At 58.4% G+C, this 24980-nt stretch carries 23 protein-coding genes and 3 tRNA genes; 5 read left to right on the forward strand and 21 right to left on the reverse strand.

The window, feature by feature from the left end; genetic code table 11:
- Positions 1-81: 81 nt before the first annotated feature.
- From nuoF to AC5YUO_RS01500, 11 genes are all read right to left on the reverse strand, one after another.
- Complete coding sequence (gene nuoF / locus AC5YUO_RS01450) at positions 82-1386, reverse strand: NADH-quinone oxidoreductase subunit NuoF (protein ID WP_080817174.1); 1305 nt, start codon at positions 1384-1386, stop codon at positions 82-84.
- Positions 1387-1396: 10 nt separating this feature from the next.
- Positions 1397-2494, reverse strand: coding sequence for an NADH-quinone oxidoreductase subunit E (locus AC5YUO_RS01455; RefSeq protein ID WP_496154011.1), 1098 nt, complete (start codon positions 2492-2494; stop codon positions 1397-1399).
- 16 nt (positions 2495-2510) lie between these two features.
- Positions 2511-2771, reverse strand: coding sequence for a hypothetical protein (locus AC5YUO_RS01460; protein WP_496154012.1), 261 nt, complete (start codon positions 2769-2771; stop codon positions 2511-2513).
- Positions 2771-3961, reverse strand: coding sequence for an NADH-quinone oxidoreductase subunit D (locus AC5YUO_RS01465; RefSeq protein WP_149741471.1), 1191 nt, complete (start codon positions 3959-3961; stop codon positions 2771-2773). The genes AC5YUO_RS01460 and AC5YUO_RS01465 overlap by 1 nt, the downstream gene beginning before the upstream one ends.
- Before the next feature lies 1 nt (position 3962).
- Positions 3963-4391 carry a GFA family protein gene (locus tag AC5YUO_RS01470; RefSeq protein ID WP_496154013.1) on the reverse strand — a complete coding sequence of 143 codons (429 nt, stop codon included), beginning with the start codon at positions 4389-4391 and terminating at the stop codon, positions 3963-3965.
- Positions 4388-4990 carry an NADH-quinone oxidoreductase subunit C gene (locus AC5YUO_RS01475; protein WP_496154014.1) on the reverse strand — a complete coding sequence of 201 codons (603 nt, stop codon included), beginning with the start codon at positions 4988-4990 and terminating at the stop codon, positions 4388-4390. The genes AC5YUO_RS01470 and AC5YUO_RS01475 overlap by 4 nt, the downstream gene beginning before the upstream one ends.
- Before the next feature lie 21 nt (positions 4991-5011).
- A complete protein-coding gene (locus tag AC5YUO_RS01480) occupies positions 5012-5596 on the reverse strand; it encodes a NuoB/complex I 20 kDa subunit family protein (protein ID WP_003521524.1) in 585 nt (194 codons plus the stop codon).
- A complete protein-coding gene (locus AC5YUO_RS01485) occupies positions 5587-5952 on the reverse strand; it encodes an NADH-quinone oxidoreductase subunit A (protein ID WP_003496469.1) in 366 nt (121 codons plus the stop codon). Before AC5YUO_RS01485 ends, AC5YUO_RS01480 begins: the two co-directional genes overlap by 10 nt.
- Before the next feature lie 436 nt (positions 5953-6388).
- Positions 6389-6465: transfer RNA gene (locus AC5YUO_RS01490), tRNA-Asp, on the reverse strand.
- Positions 6466-6504: 39 nt separating this feature from the next.
- Positions 6505-6581, reverse strand: a tRNA-Asp gene (locus AC5YUO_RS01495).
- A gap of 98 nt (positions 6582-6679) precedes the next feature.
- Entirely contained in the window at positions 6680-7009 is a 330-nt protein-coding gene (locus tag AC5YUO_RS01500; protein ID WP_496154015.1) for a hypothetical protein, read from the reverse strand.
- 17 nt (positions 7010-7026) lie between these two features.
- Here AC5YUO_RS01500 and AC5YUO_RS01505 point away from each other — a divergent pair.
- A tRNA-Val gene (locus AC5YUO_RS01505) sits at positions 7027-7102 on the forward strand.
- Between the two features lie 648 nt (positions 7103-7750).
- Here the strand turns inward: AC5YUO_RS01505 and AC5YUO_RS01510 are convergent.
- From AC5YUO_RS01510 to clpP, 5 genes are all read right to left on the reverse strand, one after another.
- Complete coding sequence (locus AC5YUO_RS01510) at positions 7751-9949, reverse strand: esterase-like activity of phytase family protein (protein ID WP_496154016.1); 2199 nt, start codon at positions 9947-9949, stop codon at positions 7751-7753.
- Positions 9950-10300: 351 nt separating this feature from the next.
- The gene (hupB, locus tag AC5YUO_RS01515; protein WP_003496481.1) at positions 10301-10576 is read right to left on the reverse strand and encodes a DNA-binding protein HupB; all 276 of its coding nucleotides are present in this window, start codon (positions 10574-10576) and stop codon (positions 10301-10303) included.
- A 290-nt stretch (positions 10577-10866) separates the two neighbouring features.
- Complete coding sequence (gene lon / locus AC5YUO_RS01520; RefSeq protein WP_496154017.1) at positions 10867-13284, reverse strand: endopeptidase La; 2418 nt, start codon at positions 13282-13284, stop codon at positions 10867-10869.
- A gap of 414 nt (positions 13285-13698) precedes the next feature.
- Positions 13699-14976, reverse strand: a complete 1278-nt coding sequence (clpX, locus tag AC5YUO_RS01525) for an ATP-dependent Clp protease ATP-binding subunit ClpX (protein WP_003521528.1) — start codon at positions 14974-14976, stop codon at positions 13699-13701.
- Between the two features lie 292 nt (positions 14977-15268).
- Positions 15269-15901 carry an ATP-dependent Clp endopeptidase proteolytic subunit ClpP gene (gene clpP, locus AC5YUO_RS01530; RefSeq protein ID WP_003521529.1) on the reverse strand — a complete coding sequence of 211 codons (633 nt, stop codon included), beginning with the start codon at positions 15899-15901 and terminating at the stop codon, positions 15269-15271.
- 450 nt (positions 15902-16351) lie between these two features.
- Here clpP and AC5YUO_RS01535 point away from each other — a divergent pair, with 450 nt between their 5' ends.
- Both AC5YUO_RS01535 and AC5YUO_RS01540 read left to right on the forward strand, forming a co-directional pair.
- Positions 16352-17599, forward strand: a complete 1248-nt coding sequence (locus AC5YUO_RS01535) for a GGDEF domain-containing protein (protein WP_496154018.1) — start codon at positions 16352-16354, stop codon at positions 17597-17599.
- Positions 17600-17682: 83 nt separating this feature from the next.
- A complete protein-coding gene (locus AC5YUO_RS01540) occupies positions 17683-18936 on the forward strand; it encodes a cytochrome P450 (RefSeq protein WP_496154019.1) in 1254 nt (417 codons plus the stop codon).
- A gap of 37 nt (positions 18937-18973) precedes the next feature.
- On the opposite strand, the gene AC5YUO_RS01545 is transcribed toward AC5YUO_RS01540, so the two are convergent.
- From AC5YUO_RS01545 to AC5YUO_RS01555, 3 genes are all read right to left on the reverse strand, one after another.
- A complete protein-coding gene (locus tag AC5YUO_RS01545; protein ID WP_496154020.1) occupies positions 18974-19315 on the reverse strand; it encodes a cupin domain-containing protein in 342 nt (113 codons plus the stop codon).
- Between the two features lie 110 nt (positions 19316-19425).
- The gene (locus AC5YUO_RS01550; protein WP_496154021.1) at positions 19426-19938 is read right to left on the reverse strand and encodes a hypothetical protein; all 513 of its coding nucleotides are present in this window, start codon (positions 19936-19938) and stop codon (positions 19426-19428) included.
- A gap of 117 nt (positions 19939-20055) precedes the next feature.
- Positions 20056-20529 (reverse strand): hypothetical protein, encoded by a 474-nt coding sequence (locus tag AC5YUO_RS01555; protein WP_496154022.1) that lies wholly within the window; start codon positions 20527-20529, stop codon positions 20056-20058.
- Between the two features lie 205 nt (positions 20530-20734).
- Between AC5YUO_RS01555 and AC5YUO_RS01560 the strand changes: the two genes are divergently transcribed.
- Entirely contained in the window at positions 20735-21154 is a 420-nt protein-coding gene (locus AC5YUO_RS01560; protein ID WP_496154885.1) for a MarR family winged helix-turn-helix transcriptional regulator, read from the forward strand.
- Between the two features lie 169 nt (positions 21155-21323).
- On the opposite strand, the gene AC5YUO_RS01565 is transcribed toward AC5YUO_RS01560, so the two are convergent.
- Together AC5YUO_RS01565 and AC5YUO_RS01570 are read right to left on the reverse strand one after the other, a co-directional pair.
- Positions 21324-22607, reverse strand: a complete 1284-nt coding sequence (locus tag AC5YUO_RS01565) for an O-acetylhomoserine aminocarboxypropyltransferase (protein ID WP_496154023.1) — start codon at positions 22605-22607, stop codon at positions 21324-21326.
- Between the two features lie 74 nt (positions 22608-22681).
- A complete protein-coding gene (locus tag AC5YUO_RS01570; protein ID WP_496154024.1) occupies positions 22682-23116 on the reverse strand; it encodes a CoA-binding protein in 435 nt (144 codons plus the stop codon).
- Positions 23117-24032: 916 nt separating this feature from the next.
- Here AC5YUO_RS01570 and AC5YUO_RS01575 point away from each other — a divergent pair.
- Complete coding sequence (locus AC5YUO_RS01575; RefSeq protein ID WP_496154025.1) at positions 24033-24869, forward strand: EamA family transporter; 837 nt, start codon at positions 24033-24035, stop codon at positions 24867-24869.
- The last annotated feature ends 111 nt before the right edge of the window (positions 24870-24980 follow it).

Here is a 24980-nt window from a genome sequence, read left to right on the forward strand (position 1 = left end):
GCCCGGCATCCGAAGGTTTGCCAGACGTTTCATGGTGTTGCGGGGCCGGAAATTTCCGGCTCCGCTCGAAGCCCTTGATGCTTATTCAGCGGCTTCCAGAACAGCGCCATCATCCATGGCCCTGTAGGTATATTGGTCGATGCGCTTTTCGATTTCCGGACGGAAATTGCGGATCAGCGCCTGTACCGGCCATGCGGCGGCGTCGCCGAGCGCACAGATGGTGTGGCCTTCGATCTGCTTCGTCACTTCAAACAGCATGTCGATTTCGCGCTTCTGCGCGTTACCCTTGACCATGCGCTCCAGCACGCGCCACATCCAGCCGGTGCCTTCGCGGCACGGCGTGCACTGGCCGCAGCTTTCATGCTTGAAGAAGGCCGCGATGCGGGCAATCGCCTTGATGACGTCGGTGGACTTGTCCATGACGATCATGCCGCCGGTGCCGAAGGAAGACTTCACTTCGCGCATGCCATCGAAGTCCATGATGGCGTCCTTCATGTCCTCACCGCGCACGATGGGGCAGGATGCGCCGCCGGGGATGACGCCAAGCAGATTGTCCCAGCCGCCGCGAATGCCACCGCAATGGTGTTCGATCAGCTCACGGAAGGACAGGCCCAGCGCATCTTCGAAGGTGCACGGACGCTCGACATGGCCTGACACCATGAACAGCTTGGTGCCGACATTGTTCGGACGGCCGATCCCCGAGAACCATGCAGCGCCACGGCGCAGGATGGTCGGCGCAACGGCGATCGATTCAACGTTGTTGACGGTCGTCGGGCAGCCGTAAAGACCCATATTGGCCGGGAACGGCGGCTTGAGGCGCGGCTGGCCCTTCTTGCCTTCAAGGCTTTCGAGCAGAGCCGTCTCTTCGCCGCAGATATAGGCACCCGCGCCGTGATGGACGTAGATGTCGAAATCCCAGCCGTTCTTGTTGTTCTTGCCGAGCAGGCCGGCATCGTAGCACTCGTCGATGGCCGCCTGAAGCGCTTCACGCTCGCGCATATATTCGCCGCGCACGTAGATATAGGCGGTATGCGCGCCCATGGCGAAACCGGCAATCACGCAGCCTTCGATCAGCGTATGCGGATCGTTGCGCAGGATTTCGCGGTCCTTGCAGGTACCGGGTTCGGATTCGTCGGCGTTAACGACGAGATAATGCGGACGGCCGTCATTTTCCTTCGGCATGAAGGACCATTTGAGACCCGTCGGGAAGCCAGCGCCACCGCGACCGCGAAGGCCGGAAGCCTTCATCTCGTTGATGATCCAGTCACGACCCTTTTCGATGATCTGCTTGGTGCCGTCCCAATGGCCGCGCGCTCTCACGCCCTTCAGGGACTTGTCCTTGAGGCCGTAGAGATTGGTAAAGATGCGATCCTGATCTTTTAACATGCTTCACCTCTTACCGCGGCTTCTTGCCGAAGACCCTGATATACTCGGCTTCGCCACCCTTGGCGAGCGCCTCGGCCTGCTTGATCCACTCGTCGCGTTCGATGCGGCCCTTGAAATTCAGATAACCGTCGACCCAATCACATTCGGCCTTTTTCCAGCCGGCGATCTGCGCGTAGGTGAAGATGCCGAGCTCGTGCAGCGTGCCTTCGATCTTCGGACCGACGCCCGAAATGAGCTTCAGGTCGTCGGGCGTCGCCGGCTTTTCGATACCCGCTGGACGATCCTTGGAATCGAGCGACGGCTTCGCAGATCCCGAACCTTCCTTTTCAGCAGCCTTGACATTGGCTTCCGCAGCCTTCGGCGCGGTCGCCGGCGTCTTCAGCTTCGGATCGGTTTCCGGCGCGTCCGTCTTCGGCTTTGCGGCATTGGACGGCGGAACCGGTGCGGCATCCGCAACCACTTCGGCCGGCTTGTCGAGATTGGAACGGTCAGGCTTGATCTCTTCCGTCAGCGTCGTCAGGCCGCCGACCGGGACCGACTGGTGACGGTCGATCTGCGGGCCGGTCTTGACGGTGTCGCCCTTGCCCGCCTCGAACGTGTCGATGATTTCTTCCAGGCGCTCGGGCGTCAGGTCCTCATAGGCATCCTTGAAAATGATGACCATCGGCGCGTTGACGCAGGCGCCCTGACATTCCACTTCTTCCCAGGAGAGCGTGCCGCTCTCATTGGTGTGCAGCGGATCGTGGTGGATCTTCTTGCGGCAGACATCCATCAGCGCTTCGGAACCGCGCAGCATGCAAGGCGTGGTGCCGCAGACCTGAACATGGGCGCGCGTGCCGACGGGCTTCAGCTGGAACTGGGTATAGAAGGTCGCCACTTCCATAACGCGGATATAGGCCATATCCAGCATGTCGGCGATCTTTTCGATGGCGGCGCGGGTAACCCAGCCGTCCTGCTCCTGCGCACGCATGAGCAGCGGGATGACCGCCGATTGCTGGCGTCCCGCGGGATATTTCAGAATCGTCTTTTCCGCCCATGCGGTGTTTTCCGCATTGAAGGCAAATGCCACGGGCTGGAACTGATCTTCGGCTAGTCGACGAACGGACATACTTCCTCACGCCTTTTCAGTTTAACGTCTCACACCGCGATCTCGCCACCGTGACGAATTCGCAGGCATAAGCCGCCTTGTCTTTCTGCATGAACACGATGAACTTGCTGCCATTGGGAACCGAGGCCTTGATCTCGTATCCCGAAGACAGAAGCTGCTTGATGGTCGAAGAGCCGCCGCCCGACAGCGATACTTCAGGCTCGCTCGTCGCCGTCTGGGCGAGAGCGGGCGCCGACATCGCAGCGAGAAGAGCCGGTATGGCCAGCGGCAGACGCATCAGCGGTCGACCTCCCCGAACACGATGTCGAGGGAGCCGAGCACGGCTGTAACGTCGGCAAGCTGATGGCCCTTGCACAGGAAATCCATCGCCTGCAGATGCGCATAACCCGGCGCGCGGATCTTGCAGCGGTAAGGCTTGTTAGAGCCATCAGCCACCACATAGACGCCGAACTCGCCCTTCGGCGCTTCGACGGCGGCGTAAACTTCGCCGGCCGGAACGTGGTAACCTTCGGTGTAGAGCTTGAAGTGGTGGATCAGCGCTTCCATCGAACGCTTCATCTCGCCACGCTTCGGCGGAACAACCTTGCCATCGAGCGACGAGACCGGGCCGATGCGATGCTTGCCGGACAGAAGATCGACGCATTGCTTCATGATCTTCACCGATTCGCGCATTTCCTGCATGCGGATCAGGTAACGGTCGTAGCAGTCGCCGTTCTTGCCGACGGGAATGTCGAATTCCAGATCGGAATAGCACTCATAGGGCTGCGCACGGCGCAAATCCCAGGCAGCGCCCGAACCGCGCACCATCACGCCCGTGAAGCCCCAGGCAAAGGCGTCTTCCAGCGAGACGACGCCGATATCGACGTTACGCTGCTTGTAGATGCGGTTGTCGGTCAGAAGGCCCTCGATATTGTCGAGAACGGTGATGAACGGGTCGCACCATTTGCCGATATCGTCCACCAGCTCCGGCGGCAGGTCCTGATGCACGCCGCCGGGACGGACATAGGCCGAGTGCATACGGGCGCCACAGGCGCGCTCATAAAACACCATCAGCTTTTCGCGCTCTTCGAAGCCCCAGACCGGTGGCGTCATCGCGCCAACGTCCATGGCCTGCGTGGTGACGTTCATGATGTGCGACAGGATGCGGCCGATTTCCGAATAGAGAACGCGGATCAGCTGGCCGCGCATCGGGATTTCAAGGCCGAGCAGCTTTTCGACGGCGAGCGCGAAAGCGTGTTCCTGGTTCATCGGCGCGACATAGTCGAGGCGGTCGAAATAAGGAACGGCCTGCAGATAGGTCTTGGTCTCGATCAGCTTTTCGGTGCCGCGATGCAGAAGACCGATATGCGGATCGACGCGCTCGACGATTTCGCCGTCCAGTTCCAGAACCAGACGCAGCACGCCGTGCGCGGACGGGTGTTCCGGACCGAAGTTGATCGTGAAATTGCGGACGTTATGCTCAGTCATTCTAGTGCTCCGCCGAGGTGATCATGGCGATGAATTCGGGGCCGGTCATTTTCTGCGTGGTTTCTGCGAAGGAATAGCTCGAAGGCTTTTCATCCGTGAAAATCTGCGACGCGAACTTGAAGCTGGAAGGGTTGTCGAAAGCCTGCAGCGAAACGGCAAAATGCTTGCCATCCTTGGAACGCCAGACCAGCGTGCTGCCGCAGGCCTTGCAGAAGCAACGCTCGCCCCACTCCGATGAGGAGTAGACGCCGAGGTTCTGCTCATTTTCAAAGGCGATATCAGTGCATTCGACAGCCATGAACGCACCGCCGGACCAGCGGCGGCACATGGAGCAATGGCAGACGCCGAATTCGCGGGCACCGAGCGTGGCTGTGAAGCCAACGGCGCCGCAAAGACATTGTCCATGCTCTGTCGTGGGGGCTTGGCTCATTGCTTGGCCTTTTCGTCGCCCGGGAGAACATATTCCGTTCCTTCCCAGGGGGAGAGGAAATCGAAATTGCGGAATTCCTGTTTCAGTTCGACCGGCTCATAAAGAACCCGTTTCAGCACGTCATCGTAACGTACTTCCACAAAGCCGGTAACCGGAAAATCCTTGCGCAGCGGATGGCCTTCAAAACCGTAATCCGTGAGGATGCGGCGCAGGTCCTTATGGCCTTCGAAGGGAATGCCATACATGTCCCAGGCTTCGCGCTCGAACCATTCAGCACCCATGTAAACGGGTGTCGATGACGGCACGCCCTCGTCTTCCGCCACCTGCAGCTTGACGCGCACGCGCAGGTTCTGGCGTGGCGACAGGAGATGGTAGACGACATCGAAACGCTTCTCGCGCTGCGGCCAGTCGACGCCGCAAATATCGATGATGTTGACGAAACCGCACTGCACGTCGTCGCGCAGGAAGGTCAAAAGCGCAATGACGTTCTCAGGCGTCGTGTTCAACGTCAGCTCGCCATAGGCGATATCGGCCGACACCACGAGGGAACCACGCGCTTCCTTAACGTAAGCAGCAAGATCGTTGAGAGCTTCGCTCATTCCTAAATCCGTCCTTTGCCCTTAGCGCTCGATCGTACCGGTACGCCGGATCTTCTTCTGCAGCAGAAGCACGCCGTAAAGCAGTGCCTCAGCCGTGGGGGGACAGCCCGGGACATAGATATCAACAGGCACGACGCGGTCGCAACCGCGCACCACGGCGTAGGAATAATGGTAATAACCGCCGCCATTGGCGCAGGAGCCCATGGAGATGACATAACGTGGCTCGGGCATCTGGTCATAGACCTTGCGCAGAGCGGGCGCCATCTTGTTGGTCAGCGTGCCGGCAACGATCATTACGTCCGACTGGCGCGGCGAGGCGCGCGGGGCGACGCCGAAGCGCTCCATGTCATAACGCGGACCGGAAGCCTGCATCAGGCCTTCGACGGCGCAGCAGGCGAGACCGAACTGCATCCACATCAGCGAGCCGGTGCGCGCCCAGGTGATCAACTCGTCGGTCGAGGTGACGAGAAAGCCCTTGTCGGCCAGCTCGTCATTGATTTCCGTGAAGTAGGCGTCGTTGCTGCCGACCGGCTTGCCCGTCGAGGGATCGATGATCCCCTTGGGCTGCGGCGCAACGAGCGTGGTGTTGTTCTGGCTCATGCCCATTCCAGCGCTCCCTTCTTCCACTCATAGATAAAGCCGATGGTGAGAACGAGAAGGAACACCATCATCGACCAGAAACCGAACCAGCCCATCTCGCCGAAAGACACCGCCCATGGGAACAGGAAGGCGACTTCCAGGTCAAAGATGATGAACAGAATCGACACCAGGTAAAAGCGGATATCGAACTTCATGCGGGCATCGTCGAAGGCGTTGAAACCGCACTCGAAAGCGGAGAGCTTTTCCGGGTCCGGCGCCTTGTAGGCGACAGCGAAAGGCGCAATGAGAAGCGCCAGGCCGATGACGAGAGCGATACCGATGAAGATTGCGATCGGAATGTAGGAACTGAGGAGTTCAGTCATGGTCTCTTCCCTGCCCGGCCGGGTGCCGGACCTGCCTTTGCGACCTCAAGTCACAAAGAGCGCACAAATATGTTGCAACGCCAAAGTGGTTAGCGCAGCCGCGCCCTCTCTGCAAGAGTTTAGGCTCCATTTCAAGACACCTGCCGCATTGATTGGCAACAATATTGCCGGAATTGACGCAAATTTGGGCCACAATTCCGACCTAAGCCCCTCAAATACAATAATAATCGATTAGAGAACGCAACCGCAAAAAAGTCACACGAATTTTACGTGAGAATGACGGTGAAGTGACGATATTCTGAAATCGAAACTTGAGTAAAAAAAGCAGGAAAAATCGCACCTGAAAAGACCGGAATCAGGTGCCTGAATCGGCAAAAAATCGAGCTGCGCGCGCAGCGCGTCGATCTGTTTTGGAGAGACATTCAGAAGGGAGAAATGGCGCGAGTGACGGGGCTCGAACCCGCGACCTCCGGCGTGACAGGCCGGCACTCTAACCGACTGAGCTACACCCGCGCACCACAGACATTCATCTGCGTTTTCCGAGGGACAGGATGGCGCGAGTGACGGGGCTCGAACCCGCGACCTCCGGCGTGACAGGCCGGCACTCTAACCGACTGAGCTACACCCGCATCTCCTGACGACAGGAGCTTGTCCCGCCGCTCGAACCAGCCTCGGCTGTTCGATGAGCGGCTAACTACGGCGTTCGTGCGGGGGTGTCAAGCAGGTTTCACGACAAAAGAATAAGCTTCTTCATTTTGATCAGGAAAAACCGGAAGGCCCGTGAACGCGATTGCTGCAAACACCCTGTTTTTCGGGCTTTTCCCAACGAAAACAAAAAACTTGTCCACAGCCGCGGGCTTCCGTAACGGGATTTACCCATGGCCATCAAGGCGTCCTCGGATCTTGCTTCAGGCAAAAAGCCCGCAGTTCCCGGCTTTTTGCCTTCGGCCCCCGATGAGGGAAAAACCTCCCGGCAAAAAAAACAAAAAAACTTCACAAAAGCCCTTGCGGTTTTTTTCCGATCCGAATACATCACGGCCACCGACGCGGCGGACATGATCCGCAGGACGCGAAGGGCGATTAGCTCAGTTGGTAGAGCGCCTCGTTTACACCGAGGATGTCGGGAGTTCGAGTCTCTCATCGCCCACCATTCCCAAGCCTATCAAATTTTTAAGCTTGAAGCCGATGTCATTCGGATCTGATTTCTATTTCCCGTAAATTCTCCGCGGAGGGAATCGTCCCCTGCCCCACTCATCAACCAAGGTCGGGGCTGTGTTTCAGGCGGATGGACTCGTTTTGCGATTTTTCCCATGCCAAATCGGTACTCCTGTTTCAGATTCCGACAGCTTCTCCCAGTCCCCTGTATCACCCCGCAACATACCGAAAAATAAGTAGATTCAGACTTTTTAAACAGATTTCGGGCATTGTTTTCGAGCCGTTTCATGATGAACGGTAGAAATAATGGATGAAACCATGATCGACGCGTTTGTAACACTCGCGCTTATTGCGCTGCCTGTTTATATTTTCTTCCGGTGGGTCCAGCAGGACTCGGAAAAAAGCGATACTCCGAAAAGCAAGAATTCCATGGGGCGGTGATCCTTTATCATCGGTCCGCAGCTTTTCCCCCAATAGTCCCCGACAAAACTCTCTCTGAGCCATCCCCGACGCGACAATGCCAGTCTAGACGGCCTGCGCTGCGACACGCCGTACAAACCGCGCCTCCGCACTGGGGGCCTTCAGTGACAAAAAAAGCCGGGCTGTGCCCGGCTTTTCTCATGTGCGAAGCCAATCGGTACGATCAGTTGATCGCCTTCATATCAACCTTGAAGAACAGCGTCTCGCCGGAAGAATCGTCCACGCCGTCATTGTCGGTCACGGCATAGGCCGTTCCCGCCTTGTCGAAGGTGAAGCCTTCCAGCTTGTCGACGACATAACCGTTGGTCTGGGCCTTCAGGTCGGGCAGGAAGTCATGGGCCTCTTGCTTGGCCACCAGCGGCAGCTCGCCACCGATCTTGCCCGGCTTCAGGTCGGCGATCGCAACGCGGTAGAGCTTCTTGATCTTGGCCTTGTCGCCGATCTGGTTATCGCGTTCGACGATATAGACATAGTCGCCCTGCGCGGTGATTTCAGAAAGGCCGATCCAGCCTGCCTCGGTCTTGTCGAGCGGGTAACGCACGGCGCCCCATTCCTTGGACTTCGGATTATAGGAGACGAGCTTGACGAAGCCCTTCTCGTCCGTACCCCATTCGCGCTGCACGGCCATCCAGAGCGTCGCGTCGTCGCCCTTGCCAACCATAGTCACGCCTTCGAAACCGAAGCGGGTGTCGCCGGCGAGAAGTTCCTTCGGCAGCGCGATCTCGGCCTTGATTTCACCCTTGGCGTTGACGTTATAGAGCGCGTGCGGGACGAGCTTGGCGCTGTCGCCTTCCGAGGCCAGCCAGAAGCCGCCCTTGCCGTCCAGCGTGATGCCCTCGATGTCGAGTTTCTGCGCAGCGATGCCGTCGCGCTTGACGCGCAGCACGCTGGTGATGGTAGCAGGCTTTTTCGTCGCATCGATGGTGTAGATCGACGGCTGGTTGCCATAAACCGAGTCGGAGACGGCATAGAGAATACCGGGCTTCTCGGCATCGCCGACCAGGCCCGAAAGCGCGCCCCAGCCGATCGGTGCACCGTCGACAGTGGCGGAAACCAGCTGCGGATAGGCTGCTTCGCCTTCAGCGCGCTCATAGATCATGACATGCGAGCGAACGCCGCCGTCTTCGACCAGATCCACCTCGTTCGCCGTAACAAGAAGATTACGCGACGGGATGGCGACTGCACCTTCCGGCGAAACGCCCGAAGGCAGGAGCTGCGTCAGTTCCGGCTCCTTGCCGGTGTCCTTGTAGACAGCGACGACGGAGGCGCGCTCGGCAAGCACGAAGAAATATTTCTGATCGCCGAATGTTGCCGCTTCCAGACCTTCCGGCTCGATGCCCTTGGCCTTGGAGCGCTTTTCCGGATAGTGGCCGATGGCCGCAACCGCATGCTCAAGCGAGGAACCGGCTTCATAGAGAAGCTTGCCGGTCTTGTCGAAGATGGTGAAGCCGCGCGAACCGCCCTGCCAGTCACCTTCATTGGCGATGACGATACGGTCATTGTCCAGCCACTTCACGGCATCAGGCTCGCGCTTGCGGCCTTCCTGCTTGTCGGTGAACTTCAGCTGGCCGTCCGACTTCGTGTCGATGCCTTCGAGGTCGACCGTGCCGGCAGAGAAATGCGTCTTCACCGTGCCGGTCTTGCCGTCGATGATAACGATATGGTTGTTTTCCTGCAGCGTGAGCGCGATTTCGCCATTGGCGTTGATCGAAACGAATTCCGGCTCCGGATCTTCCGGGGCGATTTCGGCGAGACCGGTGAGCTCGATCTTCTTCAGCGTCGCACAATCTGCAACGCCGTTCTTCAGACCGACCGTTACCAGATAACCGGCGGGCATCTGCGGCAGGGCGCCTTCGTTCACGTCTTCGTCGCGCTCGTTCTCGATTGCGATGGCGGCAAAGGTCTTGTCCGGAGAGACGGCAACCGAATCGGGCTGGCCACCGAGATCACAGCTTGCCTCGATCTTCTTGGTGGCGATGTCGACAGTCACCAGCTTGCCGGACGGCTTGGCACGGTTTTCCGACGTGTTAACGCCGGCCAGAACCTTGGCGCCGGCAACGGCGACCGAGGTCGGCTCGCCTTCGAGCAGCAACGCACCGCCGGCCTTCGGGGCCTTGGCGTCGGTGATGTCGATGAAGCCGATGCCGCCAAGCGGGCTGTCCGAATAGATCAGAGTTTTGCCGTCTTCGCTGGCGGTGACAATTTCAGCCGACGTGACGGACTTGGCGTCCTTGTCCGCGGGCAGGTTTTTTGCCACCGGGAAAGATGCGATGCGGTTGAAAACCGGCTCGGCAGCGGCCGGAAAAGCTGCGGATGTGAGCAGCGCAGCAGTCAAAGCCATATGAGAAAATCGGAACGCCATTGTAATCCCCCTTGGGTCCAGAAATACCCCATGGCTTCTGCGTCAAAGACATGACAGTGGGATGACATTTCCTTGCGGGTGAATCAAAAAGCCCGGCCGTGAAGGCCGGGCTTTTGTGTTGATGCGCACATTCCGCATATCGAAACGCCGTGTGTCCGGATGGAAGCTACACAGGCGCGCATCGATGCCTTCAATCCACACCATTCCGGCTGAGAAACCGGGCCATCCGAAAGATTTCGAAAGGCCTGACCGTCTTTGTGCCTCTGATGGTGTCAGCGCGTCAAAACATGCTTCCTCGTGAACCTGAAAAGCCGCCCGCCCGCCGCCGGGCGTTGCGGCTTTCCGGAAACCTTACGAGTTGACGGCGTCCTTCAGGCCCTTGCCTGCGGAAAACTTCGGTACGTTGCGAGCCGGGATGTCGACTTCAGCACCCGTGGAAGGGTTACGACCCTTGGAGGCTTCACGACGGCTAACGGAGAAGCTGCCGAAGCCAGCGAGACGGATGTCGCCACCGCTCTTCAGTTCGTTCTGTACGGTTTCGAATACGGCATCAACAGCGGAAGCAGCATCTGCCTTCGTGAGACCAGCCTTTTCGGCAACTGCAGAGACGAGCTCGTTCTTGTTCATGTTTCCACCCCTTTCAATGGTTTGAAACGACTAGGAATTAAGCCGGCGCAGAATACGTTCGCATCCGCGCACAGCAACTCAAAAGCGCTGGAATCGCCTGAAAAACAAGGGGTCTGCGTTTTTTTTCACAAAAAAGGCCGACATTTCTGCCGGCCTTCCACATATTCGTGCCAATTTGGCATCAGTTGCGACAAGCTGAGGGGCGCGTGCACCCTCTGACACCTAACGCATTGATTCTATGCATGCCCGTCGCGAAAGGCGATTCCCGCCCCTCGCGACGATATCATCCATCAATGTGCGATGGTCTGGCTGCCGTCGTCGACGCCTTCGACCGTTGCGATCACCGGCGTCTCGATGCTGCCGTCCCACTCGATGGGCTCCGGCTGGCGGATGAGCGCGTGCTTGATAACTTCGCCCATGCGCGAAACCGGGATGATTTCCATCTCGTTCTTCACATTATCCGGAATCTCCGCCAGATCCTTGGCGTTTTCTTCCGGGATCAGCACCTTCTTGATGCCGCCGCGAAGGGCCGCAAGCAGCTTTTCCTTCAGGCCGCCGATCGGCAGCACGCGACCACGCAGCGTGATCTCGCCCGTCATCGCCACATCCTTCGAAACCGGAATGCCGGTCATGATGGAGACAATGGCGGTGGCCATGGCAACACCTGCGGACGGCCCGTCCTTCGGGGTTGCCCCTTCCGGAACGTGGACGTGGATGTCGCTCTTGTCGAAGCGCGGCGGTTCGATGCCGAAATCCACGGCGCGCGAGCGGACATAGGATGCCGCCGCCGAAATGGATTCCTTCATCACTTCCTTGAGGTTGCCGGTGACCGTCATGCGGCCCTTGCCCGGCATCATCACGCCTTCGATGGTGAGCAGCTCACCGCCAACTTCCGTCCAGGCGAGACCGGTGACGACACCGACCTGATCCTCGCGCTCGGCCTCGCCGTGGCGGAACCGCGGAACGCCCAGATAATCCGGAACGTTGGCAGCGGTGACTTCCACGGACTTGACCTTGCCCTTGATGATCTCGGTGACAGCCTTTCGCGCCAGCTTCATCAGCTCGCGTTCGAAGCTGCGCACGCCCGCCTCGCGGGTGTACTGCTGGATGACGATCATCAGAGCGTCATCGGTAACCGAGAACTCTTCCGGACGCAGGGCATGTTCCTTGATCGCCTTTGGCAACAGGTGACGCTTGGCGATTTCGCGCTTTTCGTCTTCCGTGTAGCCGGCAATGCGGATCACTTCCATACGGTCCATCAGTGGGCCTGGAATGTTCAGCGTGTTGGCCGTGGTCACGAACATCACGTCGGACAGATCGTATTCCACTTCAAGGTAGTGATCCATGAAGGTGGAGTTCTGTTCCGGATCGAGCACCTCAAGCAGAGCAGAGGACGGATCGCCACGGAAATCCATGCCCATCTTGTCGATTTCGTCGAGCAGGAAGAGCGGGTTCGCCTTCTTGGCCTTCTTCATCGACTGGACGATCTTGCCCGGCATGGAGCCGATATAGGTGCGGCGGTGACCGCGGATTTCCGCCTCGTCACGAACGCCACCCAGCGCCATGCGCACATATTCGCGGCCGGTCGCCTTGGCGATCGACTTGGCGAGCGAGGTCTTGCCGACGCCGGGAGGACCGACGAGGCACAGGATCGGGCCGCGAATCTTCGAGGCACGCGCCTGCACGGCGAGATATTCAACGATGCGTTCCTTGACCTTGTCCAGACCGAAATGATCCTGATCGAGGATTGTCTCGGCGGCGTTGAGATCGGTCTTGATCTTCGACTTCTTGCCCCAGGGCAGGCCCAGCAGCCAGTCCAGATAGTTGCGCACGACGGTCGCTTCCGCGGACATCGGGCTCATCTGGCGAAGCTTCTTCATTTCCGCCTCGGCCTTTTCCTTGGCCTCCTTGGAAAGCTTGGTCTTGGCGATGCGCTCTTCCAGTTCGGCCATCTCGTCGCGGCCATCCTCGCCGTCGCCGAGTTCCTTCTGGATCGCCTTCATCTGCTCGTTCAGGTAATATTCGCGCTGGGTCTTCTCCATCTGGCGCTTGACGCGCGAGCGGATGCGCTTTTCGACCTGAAGCACGGAAATTTCGCCTTCCATGAAGCCGAGCGCCTTTTCAAGCCGCTGCTTCACACTGACGGTTTCGAGCATTTCCTGCTTTTCGGTGATCTTGATCGACAGGTGCGAAGCGACCGTATCGGCGAGCTTCGAATAGTCGTCGATCTGGCCGGCAGCGCCGACAACCTCGGGCGAAATCTTCTTGTTGAGCTTTACGTAGCTCTCGAATTCCGAAACGACCGAACGCGACAGCGCCTCGATCTCGACCGGATCTTCAGCGGGTTCCTGCAGCGGCGTCGCGGAGGCTTCGTAGAAATCCTCGCGCCCGGTATAGCTGTCGATCTGGGCGCGGCCCTTGCCTTCCACCAGCACCTTCACGGTGCCATCGGGAAGCTTCAGAAGCTGCAGCACATTGGCGACCGTGCCAACCTTGTGGATGGCCTCGGGAGCCGGATCGTCATCGCTGGCGTTGATCTGGGTGACAAGCATGATCTGCTTGTCCGAGCCCATGACTTCCTCGAGCGCACGAATGGATTTTTCCCGCCCGACGAACAGGGGAACGATCATATGCGGGAAAACGACAATGTCGCGCAGGGGAAGTACCGGATAGGTACCGCCAGATGCCGCAGACGTGATGTTCGTCATATCATTTCCTTTCCTGGTCCCTTTCGGGACACCTTGCCGGACATCTTGGGGGCATCCGGCACATTCATTTCTCGAGACTGAAAGTGGAGTTTCGAAACACCGATTTCAAGTCACCGGAAGAGACGGTCCCGCGCACCGGCAGAACCGTAAAATTCAACAAAACCCAGCGCCGGCTATTACTCCCGACATTTCCGGTTATCCCCAAGGGTCGGGAACCGGGTCGCCGACGGTAATTCACATTTCCGTCATATCGCGCTGCAAATCAGTTGTAAGACTTTATCAGCAAAGCGCAATCCGCTCCAAACGCAAAATCAGGCTTCGCCAAGTTAGGCGCAAGTTTCGGCGCAGCACACAACGAAAAAGGCCCGCAGAGATGCGGGCCTTCTGATTTCATCACAGTACTGGACCAGCTTATCAAGCCGAAACGTTGGTCTTTTCTTCCTGACGATCCGCATAGATATAGAGCGGACGGGCCACACCGCTGACGACGTCGTTGGAGATGACAACTTCGCGAACGCCTTCCAGGGTCGGCAGTTCGAACATGGTATCCAGCAGGATCTTTTCCATGATCGAGCGCAGGCCGCGGGCACCGGTCTTGCGGGTGATCGCCTTGCGGGCAATCTCGCGCAGCGCGTCCTCGTGGAAGGTCAACTCCACATCTTCCATCTCGAACAGGCGCTGATACTGCTTGACGAGCGCGTTCTTCGGCTCGGACAGGATCTGGATCAGCGCATCTTCATCAAGATCTTCCAGCGTTGCCAGAACGGGCAGACGGCCGATGAATTCCGGGATGAGGCCGAACTTCACCAGATCTTCCGGCTCCAGCTCGCGCAGCACCTCGCCCACACGGCGATCGTCTTCCGCCTTGACGGTCGCACCGAAGCCGATCGAGGTCTTTTCACCACGGGCCGAGATGATCTTGTCGAGGCCGGCGAATGCGCCACCGCAGATGAACAGGATGTTGGTCGTATCCACCTGCAGGAATTCCTGCTGCGGATGCTTGCGGCCGCCCTGCGGCGGAACGGAAGCGACCGTGCCTTCCATGATCTTCAGAAGCGCCTGCTGGACGCCCTCGCCCGACACGTCGCGCGTGATGGACGGGTTGTCCGACTTGCGGGAAATCTTGTCGACTTCGTCGATATAGACGATGCCGCGCTGGGCGCGTTCGACATTGTAATCCGCAGCCTGAAGCAGCTTCAGGATGATGTTTTCCACGTCCTCGCCGACATAACCGGCTTCGGTCAGCGTCGTCGCATCCGCCATGGTGAAGGGAACATCGATGATGCGGGCGAGCGTCTGGGCAAGATAGGTCTTGCCGCAACCCGTCGGACCGACGAGCATGATGTTCGACTTCGCCAGCTCGACATCGCCGTTCTTGGAGGCGTGCGCGAGGCGCTTGTAATGGTTGTGAACGGCCACCGACAGGATTTTCTTCGCCTGTTTCTGACCGATGACATATTCGTCGAGGATCTTGATGATGTCCTGCGGGGTGGGAACACCCTCGCGCGACTTCACCATCGACGTCTTGTTCTCCTCGCGGATGATGTCCATGCACAATTCGACGCATTCATCGCAGATGAATACCGTCGGTCCGGCAATGAGTTTCCGGACTTCGTGCTGGCTCTTGCCGCAGAATGAACAATAGAGTGTATTTTTAGAGTCGCCGCCGTTGCTGCCGCTGACTTTGCTCATATCTCTTTCCTTCCAGCACGCCGCAGGTCCGCCAAACGGATCGCGGTCAACTTACCGCCCGCAGATACGGCCCGCCTTGGGGTGCATTGCCGTATCCGCCTCGTTTCCCGGGGTACTAGCCGTATCAGATACAGGAGCTGACAACCGGCTGCAACGAATTCCCCATCAAACCAAAGGCCACGTCATAAAAATTCAACATAGCCTTTATATATACTAATATCGCTTTCTGTTGCGGTTGAAAGCCCCGAAATTACTTTTGCGGGTTCAAACAAACGTCAAAAAGCGGCGCGCCTCAATTCGCGGCGGCGCCTTCGATTTCCTGACGCGAGGTCAGGATCTTGTCGATCACACCCCAGTCCTTCGCCTCGTCTGCATCCATGAAATGGTCGCGATCAAGGGTTTTTTCAACCTCTTCGAGCGTGCGGCCGGTGTGCTTCACGTAGACTTCATTGAGGCGGCGCTTCATCTTGATGATGTCGCGGGCGTGACGCTCGATGTCCGATGCCTGGCCCTGGAAACCGCCGGAAGGCTGGTGCACCATGATGCGGGCGTTCGGGGTGGCGAAACGCATTCCCTTTTCGCCGGCAGCCAGAAGCAGCGAGCCCATGGATGCGGCCTGACCGACGCAGAGCGTGGACACCGCAGGGCGGATGAACTGCATCGTATCATAGATCGCCATGCCGGCGGTCACGACGCCGCCCGGCGAATTGATGTAGAGCGCGATTTCCTTCTTCGGGTTCTCAGCCTCGAGGAAAAGCAGCTGCGCGCAGACGAGCGACGCCATCTGGTCTTCCACCGGGCCGGTGAGGAAAATGATGCGTTCCTTGAGAAGACGGGAAAATATGTCGTAGGAGCGTTCGCCGCGATTGGTCTGCTCAACGACCATCGGCACCAGAGCCATGGCGGTATCAACTGGATTTTTCATGTCCGTCCTTTGTCAACTCTGCCCTTCGCGGAAAACCGCTCCGGAATCACTTCTAACCTTCATACTCCCTACATAGAGTGTCCCTGCCCCGTACTTCAAGACACGAAGCCGCATATCCTTAACGGCTCAACAGCGTTTGCAGGCCTTTCGGGCCGAGGTTGACAGGGCTTTCGGACCGCGCGGCGGCCGTCGGGCCTCTTTCTCCCACCGCCACCATTTTTTTACTATGGCAGGTGACGAAGGCAAAAATCGCCTGCCATGCACAGATATAACTTCTCACCGGCAAGAACTCGTTAGTATTTGCTGCTGATACTGGCCAGCGAATTTCCGGTTCCCGTTGGGGAATGGGCCCATTCGGGCGAAATGGCAGCTCAACAATTTCAGCGGGCGTAACGCACCTCGTGCGAAGGGCCCGCTTTTACCGCATGATGGCGCAGATAGGATTTTGCAATGCTGGATGCAAAGACGAGCACGCTACTATGGGCGGCGGAGACGTTCACCCTTGCCGTGCTTTTGGGAACGCTGTGGCTGCACCGCCCTTCCCGCCGGCACAATCTCTATTTCGCCGCCGGTTTCCTCGCCACGGGCTTCGGCACTGTCATGGTGGCGTTTCGTGGGGATATTCCCAGTTTCCTGTCCATTCAGGTCGGCAATATGCTGGCGCTTTCCGCCTTCGGTTTCTGGCTCGCAGGCCTCTTGTGCTTCGAGCAGCGTAAACCCGGCGGCTGGATTGCAATCCCGGCCCTTCTGTGGATCGCCGGAATGTTCATACCGTCGGTGCGCGAAGACATGGTCGCCCGCATCCTGCTTTATCATGCCTGCGCGGCCACGGGCTATTTCATGCTCGCCGGTGTCCTTCTGGCCAACAGGGCGCGCGCAACACGCAGCCGAAAGGTATTGGCCACGATCCTGATATTGCAGGCTTTTGCCGGAGCGATCGTCGCCTCCATCGTCATCCCGGCCAATGCCGCAATTCCCAACGCCATTCCCATGACGTCGGCGCTCTCCATTTCCGGCATGCTCGGCTTCACGGCCATCATCATGATCAGCGCCAAAATCATCATGGAAGACACGGAGATTCGCCTCCACCGGCTCGCCATGACCGATCATCTGACCGGCGTCCTCAACCGGCGCGGCCTGCTGGAGGAATTCGAACGCATCAAGAAAAGGTCATCGGCCTCCAGCCGTTACGTGGCGCTGGTGCTGTTCGATATCGATCATTTCAAGAGGATAAACGACAGATACGGCCACCAGTCCGGCGATGCGGTCCTCGTGCATTTCTGTAACATCGCGCAGCGCGTGATCGGCGATCGCGGCCTTTTCGTCAGAATGGGAGGCGAGGAATTCGCGCTGGTTGCCGAAGTGGAGAGCCCTTCCAGCACGGCGACGCTTGCGGAAGCCATCCGAAGCAATCTGCGCCTTTCAAAGATCAGTTCGCGTGGGGAAGCCATCGAGGTGACTACCAGCGTTGGCATATCCGAAGCCATGATCAAGGATGCCGATCTCAATACGATGATGACGGAAGCCGACCGCGCGCTCTATGCCGCCAAGAAAGCCGGGCGCAACCGGACCGTCATCCACGTCAATTCGGCCAATGTCGTCGTGCCCGCCGCGGATCGCGACGAAAATCCGATGGATAACAATGCCGACCGCCAGGTCGCGGCGCTGAACCGGATATCCGCCATCGCCAGCCGGTGACGATGTAACCATCCAGTGACAGACATAGAGGTATCCGGAAGGGATTTCCCTCCCTTCCCAAAGCGCCGCGCGCGGAATAGACCATGGGCATGACAGCGACATTTCCCTTTCTCAAAATCGATCCCGCTACCCGCCGCGTTTCGCTTGATGCCCGCGACCCGGACTTCTACAACGATCCGAACCCGGTCTATGCCGCCCTGCATGCTGAATGTCCCACCTTCTACTGGGAAGAACAGCGGCAATGGTTCTTTACCGGGTACGACCATGTGAGCGCGCTTTTGCGCGACCGTCGCTTCGGACGGCAGATCCTGCATGTGGCAAGCCGCGAAGAGATCGGCCTGGCGGAACCGCTCGAACATGTGAAGAATTTCGATGCCGCCGAGCAGCATTCGCTTCTGGAACTGGAACCGCCGGAACATACGCGGCTGCGCACGCTCATCAATCGCGCTTTTGTCTCGCGGCATGTCGACAAGATGAAGCCGGAAATCGAGGAACTCGCCAGCCGCCTGATCGATGCCTTCGAAAGCAGGGGCGAAACGGAACTGCTCTCCTCCTATGCCGATATCATTCCGGTGACGATGATCGCCCGCATGATCGGCATTCCCGAGGAGATGGGCCCGCAACTGCTGAAATGGTCGCATGCCTATGTCGGCATGTACATGTTCAAGCGCACGCCCGAAGACGAGCTGCTGGCCGACAGGGCCGCGCATGAATTTTCAGACTATGTGCGCAGCGTGATCGCGGAGCGGCGGGCGGAGCCGAAGGACGATCTGCTGAGCCACATGATCCATACGGAGCACAAGGGCCAGTATCTCACCGACGACGAACTCGTCTCCACCACCATCGTGCTGCTGAATGCCGGGCACGAGGCGACCGTGCACCAGATCGGCAATTCCGTACGTATCATTGTGGAAAGCGGCATCTCTCCGGAGACCCTGTTCCACGACGAGGCCGCGACGGAACGCACGGTGGAAGAAACCCTGCGCATCTGCGCCCCGGTTCATATTTTCCAGCGCTGGGTTCTGGAACCGGTCGAAATCGACGGCGTCGCGTTCAAGCGCGGCGACAAGGTCAGCCTCATTCTGGCCGCCGCCAACCTCGATCCGGCAAAGTTTTCCGATCCGCTGACCTTCCGGCCGGACCGCAACGAAGGCGCCAACGTCTCCTTCGGCGCCGGCATCCATTTCTGCATCGGCGCGCCGCTCGCAAGGCTGGAGCTCAATCTTGCCCTGCCCCTGCTTTTCAAACGCCTGCCGGGCGTGAAGATTGCCGAGCCGCCCAGGGTCAAGGATGTCTATCATTTCCATGGTCTGGAGCGGCTCGATCTCAGCTGGTGAGATTTGGCCGGTAGAGTACTCGCAAAGACCATCTGGTCTAGAGCCGAATGACATAATCCTTGCGCGTCGTTTCCACCACTTCCCACGTGCCCGTAAAGCCCGGACGCAGGATAACGCGGTCGCCCGGCCGCAGATCACGCGGCGTACCGCCGTCTTCGGTCAGGATGGAATGGCCTTCGAGAATGTTGAAATATTCCCACTCATCGTAGACCACCCGCCACTTACCGGGCGTGGACTGCCAGATGCCGGCATAGATGCCGCCGGGAGCCTCCTCGATATTCCATGTGGTGAATTTCGGATCGCCGGAAATCAGTCTTTCCGGCGCGGGCGCTCCGTGCTCCACCTCGGTGGCATCATCGAAGGACAAAAAATTCATCATGACGTCCCCTGTCCGTCAAATGTGATTGGCCATACAGCTTTGCGCGATTGCGGGCGCCGCGTCAAATATTGAGTGTCCCCCCGGGCGTTGCCACCGGGCGGACATGGAGCCTATTCCATCTTCGTCCAGCCGAAAACAAGCCAGGTATATTTCGATTTCTTGTCGGCTTCGGCGGTGTACGTCATCTGTATATCGCCGTCCTTCGCGTAAATATCGAGCCGGGGCGCAGTATCCAGCTTCAGCCAGAGCGAACTCTTGTTAAAGGACCATGTGCCGCACCAGACGCATGACCCTGCGGGATCGCCGGGTTGATGGAAATTGTAGCGGCCGTCTGCCGTAATCTCCAGATAATCGAACGCGGAATAAAACGTCGTCACCGTCTCCTGGAAGAGTGTCGCATCCGCTTCCTGCTGGGCGGTGGGCGCAGTCGTCATGCCGCGCGGCGGGCGGCTGGTGGCGCCGGTGAGCTTCCATTTTCCAACGAAATCCTGCTGCGTCGGGAAATATTCCGCCTCGGCCTTCGCCGGCGAAACCGAAGCCACGACTGGTATATCAGCCGTGCCCGCAATCCCGCCCGCAAGCAGAAAGACGACAATACGGAGCATTCCGGTTCGGTTTTTCATAGGGCGTATCTTTCGCGATGGGACTGCAGGGGTCCGTTCTAGGCAGATTCGGTGCTTTGAGTAAGATGGGCTCATGAACGGAAACAGCGCGCCGGTGGTGACTTGCGGTGCAGGGCCTCAGTTTCCGGTTGATTTCGCAAGCGCGATGAACAGGAAGATCACCGCAAGAAACTCGATGGGGAGGCGCCAGCGGCTCAATCGGACCCATCGGGCCGCAGCATTGGAAGCAGCCGTTGCGTCACCGGCCGATCCCGTTTCAAACCGAATCGCCATTGGGATGAAATATGCAAAGGACCAGATCCGCGCGGCAAGATGCGCGGCGAGCGCGGACCATATCCACACGCGAATTGCGGGATGGGCCCATGTCAGCCAGACAGCGAGGAGCAAGGCTACCTCAAACAGCCCGTGAGCGGGGCCCCAGAAAAGCTTTCGGTTGATCCCGCCCCGTTCAGGCTGGATCAACATCGGCTGCGACGGCCACACCCGATCGACAAGAAGTGTCTCGTAGATGCCGCCGCCCAGCCCGACGCTCCCAAGAACACCGGCGATGATAATCGCGTAGAAGACCAGCGGCTCGAACATATTCGTCATTCACCTCTTCCAGAAACAATCGCGGTAACGCCTGCGAGAGCATGGTCGGCCAGTGCGCATTTTCCGCTTTTCGACGCTCACAGGCGCGGGCGACACATTTAACGCTGGCGAAATCGCACCCAGCCAATTATCTTGATGACCATCATTTCTTAATTATTGAGATATTCAAATGTCAAGAGATATCCTCGGTCGCCGGTTGATCGACGTGCTTCGTCAGGCCAGCGCGCAATCATTGCTCATCAGCCAGTCCGTCGCGGCAAAGGCGCGGATGAACACCACCGATCTGGAGTGCCTGGACATCCTTCAAATGCAGGGCCAGGCAAGTGCGGGTGAGCTTGCAAGATCGACCGGCCTCACGACCGGAGCGGTGACGGCACTGCTCGACCGGCTGGAGAAGGCCGGCTTCATAAAACGTTTGCCCGATCCTGCGGATCGCCGTCGTGTGCTGGCAGCGCCTCATCCCGAAAAAATGCAGGAATTGTTTCAGATCTACGCGCCTCTTCAGGAACAGATGGAGGCGCTCTATCAGGAATATGATGAAGAGCAATTGCAGCTCATCATCGGCTTCATGGAGAAATCATGTGCCATTTCAAAGGACTTCATTGTCACTTTGCAGAAGAAATAAGCTGAATGCAGGCAAGCGATGGCAACTCGGCGCGAATTCCGGCCACGAGCAGCACTGAAATCCGTTGCCGCCGAAAATACCTTATTCCATGGTTTTTCCGGCGGCAGTTCAATCACACCAAAATATCATTGGGGATCACGCGGGCACCAAACTCGCGTGACGAACCAGATCAGAGTTTGGCAAGCGATTGCTCGAGATCGGCAATGATGTCCTTGACGTCCTCAATGCCGACCGACAGGCGAACCACATCCGGCCCGGCGCCGGCGGCCGTCTGCTGTTCGGGTGTCAGCTGCGCATGGGTGGTGGAGGCCGGGTGGATGACGAGCGAGCGCGTGTCGCCGATATTGGCAAGATGGGAAAAAAGCTGCAGCCCTTCCACCAGCGCCTTGCCGGCCGCATAACCGCCCTTGACGCCGAAGGTGAAGACCGAGCCCGCCCCTTTTGGCGAATAATGCTGCTGGATGGCGTGATTATCGCTGTCTTCCAGCCCCGCATAATGCACCCAGCCCACCTTGGGATGCGCCTTCAGCCATTTGGCGACAGCGAGCGCATTGTCGGAATGGCGCTGAACGCGCAGCGGCAGGGTTTCGATGCCGGTCAGGATGAGGAAGGCGTTGAAGGGCGAGATCGCCGGACCGAGATCGCGCAATCCAAGCACGCGGCAGGCGATGGCGAAGGCGAAATTGCCGAAGGTCTGGTGCAGCACGACACCGGAATATTCCGGCCGCGGCTGCGACAGCGCGGGATATCTGTCCGTCGCCGACCAGTCGAAGGTTCCACCGTCGACGATGATGCCGCCCATGGAGTTGCCATGGCCGCCGAGGAATTTCGTCAGCGAATGCAATACGATATCCGCGCCGTGTTCCAGCGGTCGCAGCAGATAGGGGCTTGCCATGGTGTTGTCGACGATGAGCGGCAGGCCATGCCGGTGGGCAACCTCGGCGATTGCGGCGATATCCACGAAGGTGCCGCCGGGATTGGCGAGGCTTTCGATGAAGACGGCACGCGTGCGATCATCGATCTGCGCCTCGAAGCTCGTCGGATCGGTGGCATCGGCCCAGCGGACCTGCCAGTCGAAGCCCTTGAAAGCGTGGCCGAACTGGTTGATCGAGCCACCATAGAGCTGGCGGGCCGCAACGAAATTGTCACCGGACTGCAGCAGCGTATGGAAGACCAGCAATTGCGCGGCATGGCCGGACGCGACGGCAAGCGCGGCCGTGCCGCCCTCAAGTGCTGCCACGCGCTCTTCCAGAACCGCCTGGGTTGGGTTCATGATGCGGGTGTAGATATTGCCGAACTCTTTCAATCCAAACAGGGCGGCGGCGTGATCGGCGTCGCGGAAAGCATAGGCCGTGGTCTGATAAATGGGCGTGGCACGCGCGCCGGTGGTCGGATCAGGTTGCGCGCCCGCATGAACGGCCAGCGTCGAAAACCCGGGATTGCTGCTCGGCATGATGTTTCCTCCAATTGGAATTTCGGAGGGATCATAATGCGTTGCCGCCAAATGGTAAGTCCGATCCGTACCAACTATCGCACAATATTGAGACGCGGATACTCAATTGCAGGGCAGCGGTCCATCACAACTTCCATGCCGTAGGCTTCCGCCTTGGCGGCGGCATTGTCATCGCGGACGGAAAGCTGGCCCCAGATCACCGACGGCCGCTCCGGCAGCAATATCGCCTCCTCAACGATCGCCGACAAATATTCCGGCGCGCGGAAAACGTCGATCATGTCGACTGGCTCGGGAATATCGGCAAGCCTGGCATAGACCTTCTGTCCCAATATCTCCTTGCCGGCCTGGCCGGGATTGACCGGGAACACGCGGTAACCCTTTGACAGCAGGAAACGCATGACGCCGTGGCTCGGCCTGTCCGGGTTGGGCGAAGCACCGAGCAGGGCAATGGTTTTGACCTCCGTCAGAATTCTTCTGAGGTAGTCGGGCTCGTAACTATCATGCTGCATGTCAACTTATCCCTTTTGGAACGTCACATGATGTGAAGGATACCAATGCAAGTGTGCCATCTGAAAACTCCACGAGCATAGCATCGCCTGCATAATTCCACCGACGCATTCCTGCCGCTGCCGGCTGCGTCCACCCTTCCCATCTAGGAAGGTTCTTCGCTGTCTTGAACCCCTGCCCGACTGAAAATCGCCACGAGGACAGACGCCCGCCAGGCGGTGTCACGTTTTTCTTCACGCAAAATGATTTCACCAAAACGGTGAAATGCCGGGTGTATTGACTATTTTTATCCAGTTTTCCCAATGGCGCAATTCGGCGCAAATGGTTGCTCAAACAACATTAGCGTGCAACCAATGCGCCGTTCGTCTCCTGTTTGTTTTCATTCCGTTCGCAGATGAATTAGAAGTATCTAATTTTCAGAAAGTTATTCTGTAAATCAATCTATAAACAAATCTACAACGTTACAGTCGACCATTCATGAAAGTCATGAAATTTCTTTTCATGCGCGCCTTTACCCAATTGATACACCTTACGCTCAAAGCGCCGTAGAGCATTCAGGGGCATTCAACGGCAATATCGGACGAAATAGGTAGTATTTTTAGCGAAAATCCGCCCAGAAGCGAAACCACAAGCTGTGCGTCCAGCGCCCATGCCCCGATCTGACGGATGAAATCATGAGCAGAACGCCATATCGCACCGACGCAAAATCATTCCACGGCTCCATGACATACACAAAGCACAAATTTTACGCGCGTCGCAATATCCGCATTGGCCACATGGCGTTGGCGGGTGGCTCCACGGGCGCAAAACGTAGGCCCGAACAATCGGGAAAGGCTTGCCGCCCTCCCCGAAAATCGATTCCGGTTTTTAAGCCGATGCTGTAGGTTGCCCAAAGTAGCCTGCGAGCGAGTCTCTATTGTGACATTTGACATTCTTCTTCTGGTGCTCCTGGGCGCAATGCTGCACGCCGGATGGAATGCGCTGGTCAAATCCGGATCCGACAAATCGCTGGACGCCTCGCTGATCGCGGCGGGAGCCGCGGCCTGCTCGCTGCCTTTTCTGCCTTTTCTGCCATTTCCCGCGCCGGTCGCCATACCCTTTCTGATCGCTTCGGCCGTTCTGCAATTTGCCTATTTCCGTCTTGTCGCCGCCGCCTATACGATCGGCGACATCGGCCTTGTCTATCCCGTCATGCGCGGCGTGGCCCCCTTGATCGTCGCGGCGACGAGCAGCCTGTTCCTGAGCGAGGTTTTGAGCCCGCTCGCCCTTGCCGGGATCGCCGTCATCTCGGGCGGCATCCTCACGCTTGCTTTCGAGGCGCGGCGCGGTGGCGGGAAGGCGATCATGGTCGCGCTGCTCAACGCCTTCGTGATCGCGTCCTACACCTTCGTCGACGGCGTCGGCGCAAGGCTTTCCGGCAACGCGATCTCCTATACCCTGTGGATGTCGCTTCTGCCGCCCGTGCTGCTTTTCGGTTTTGCCTTTTTTCAGCGCGGCGTCGCCCCTGTCGTGCAACATGTCAGGCGCAACTGGTGGCGCGGCCTGATCGGCGGCGGCGGCTCCATCCTTTCTTACGGGCTGGCGCTCTATGCCATGACGAAGGCGCCTGTGGCCGTCGTCGCGGCGCTTCGGGAAACCTCCATCCTCTTCGCGCTGGTAATCTCCGTGGTGATCCTGAAAGAACGGGCGAGCATCTGGCGCTATCTCGCCGGAGGCATCATTGCAGCGGGCGTTCTGGTGATGCGGCTGGGGTGAAAACACGCTTCCAGAATGGGGTAAAATAATACCACATCAATAACGTATTGTTTTTGCTTGTCTATTTTTACGATCCACAAAAACAGTCATATTGACGCTTTCGCTCGCGCA

Source organism: Agrobacterium sp. LEGMi-208b (assembly GCF_059511785.1).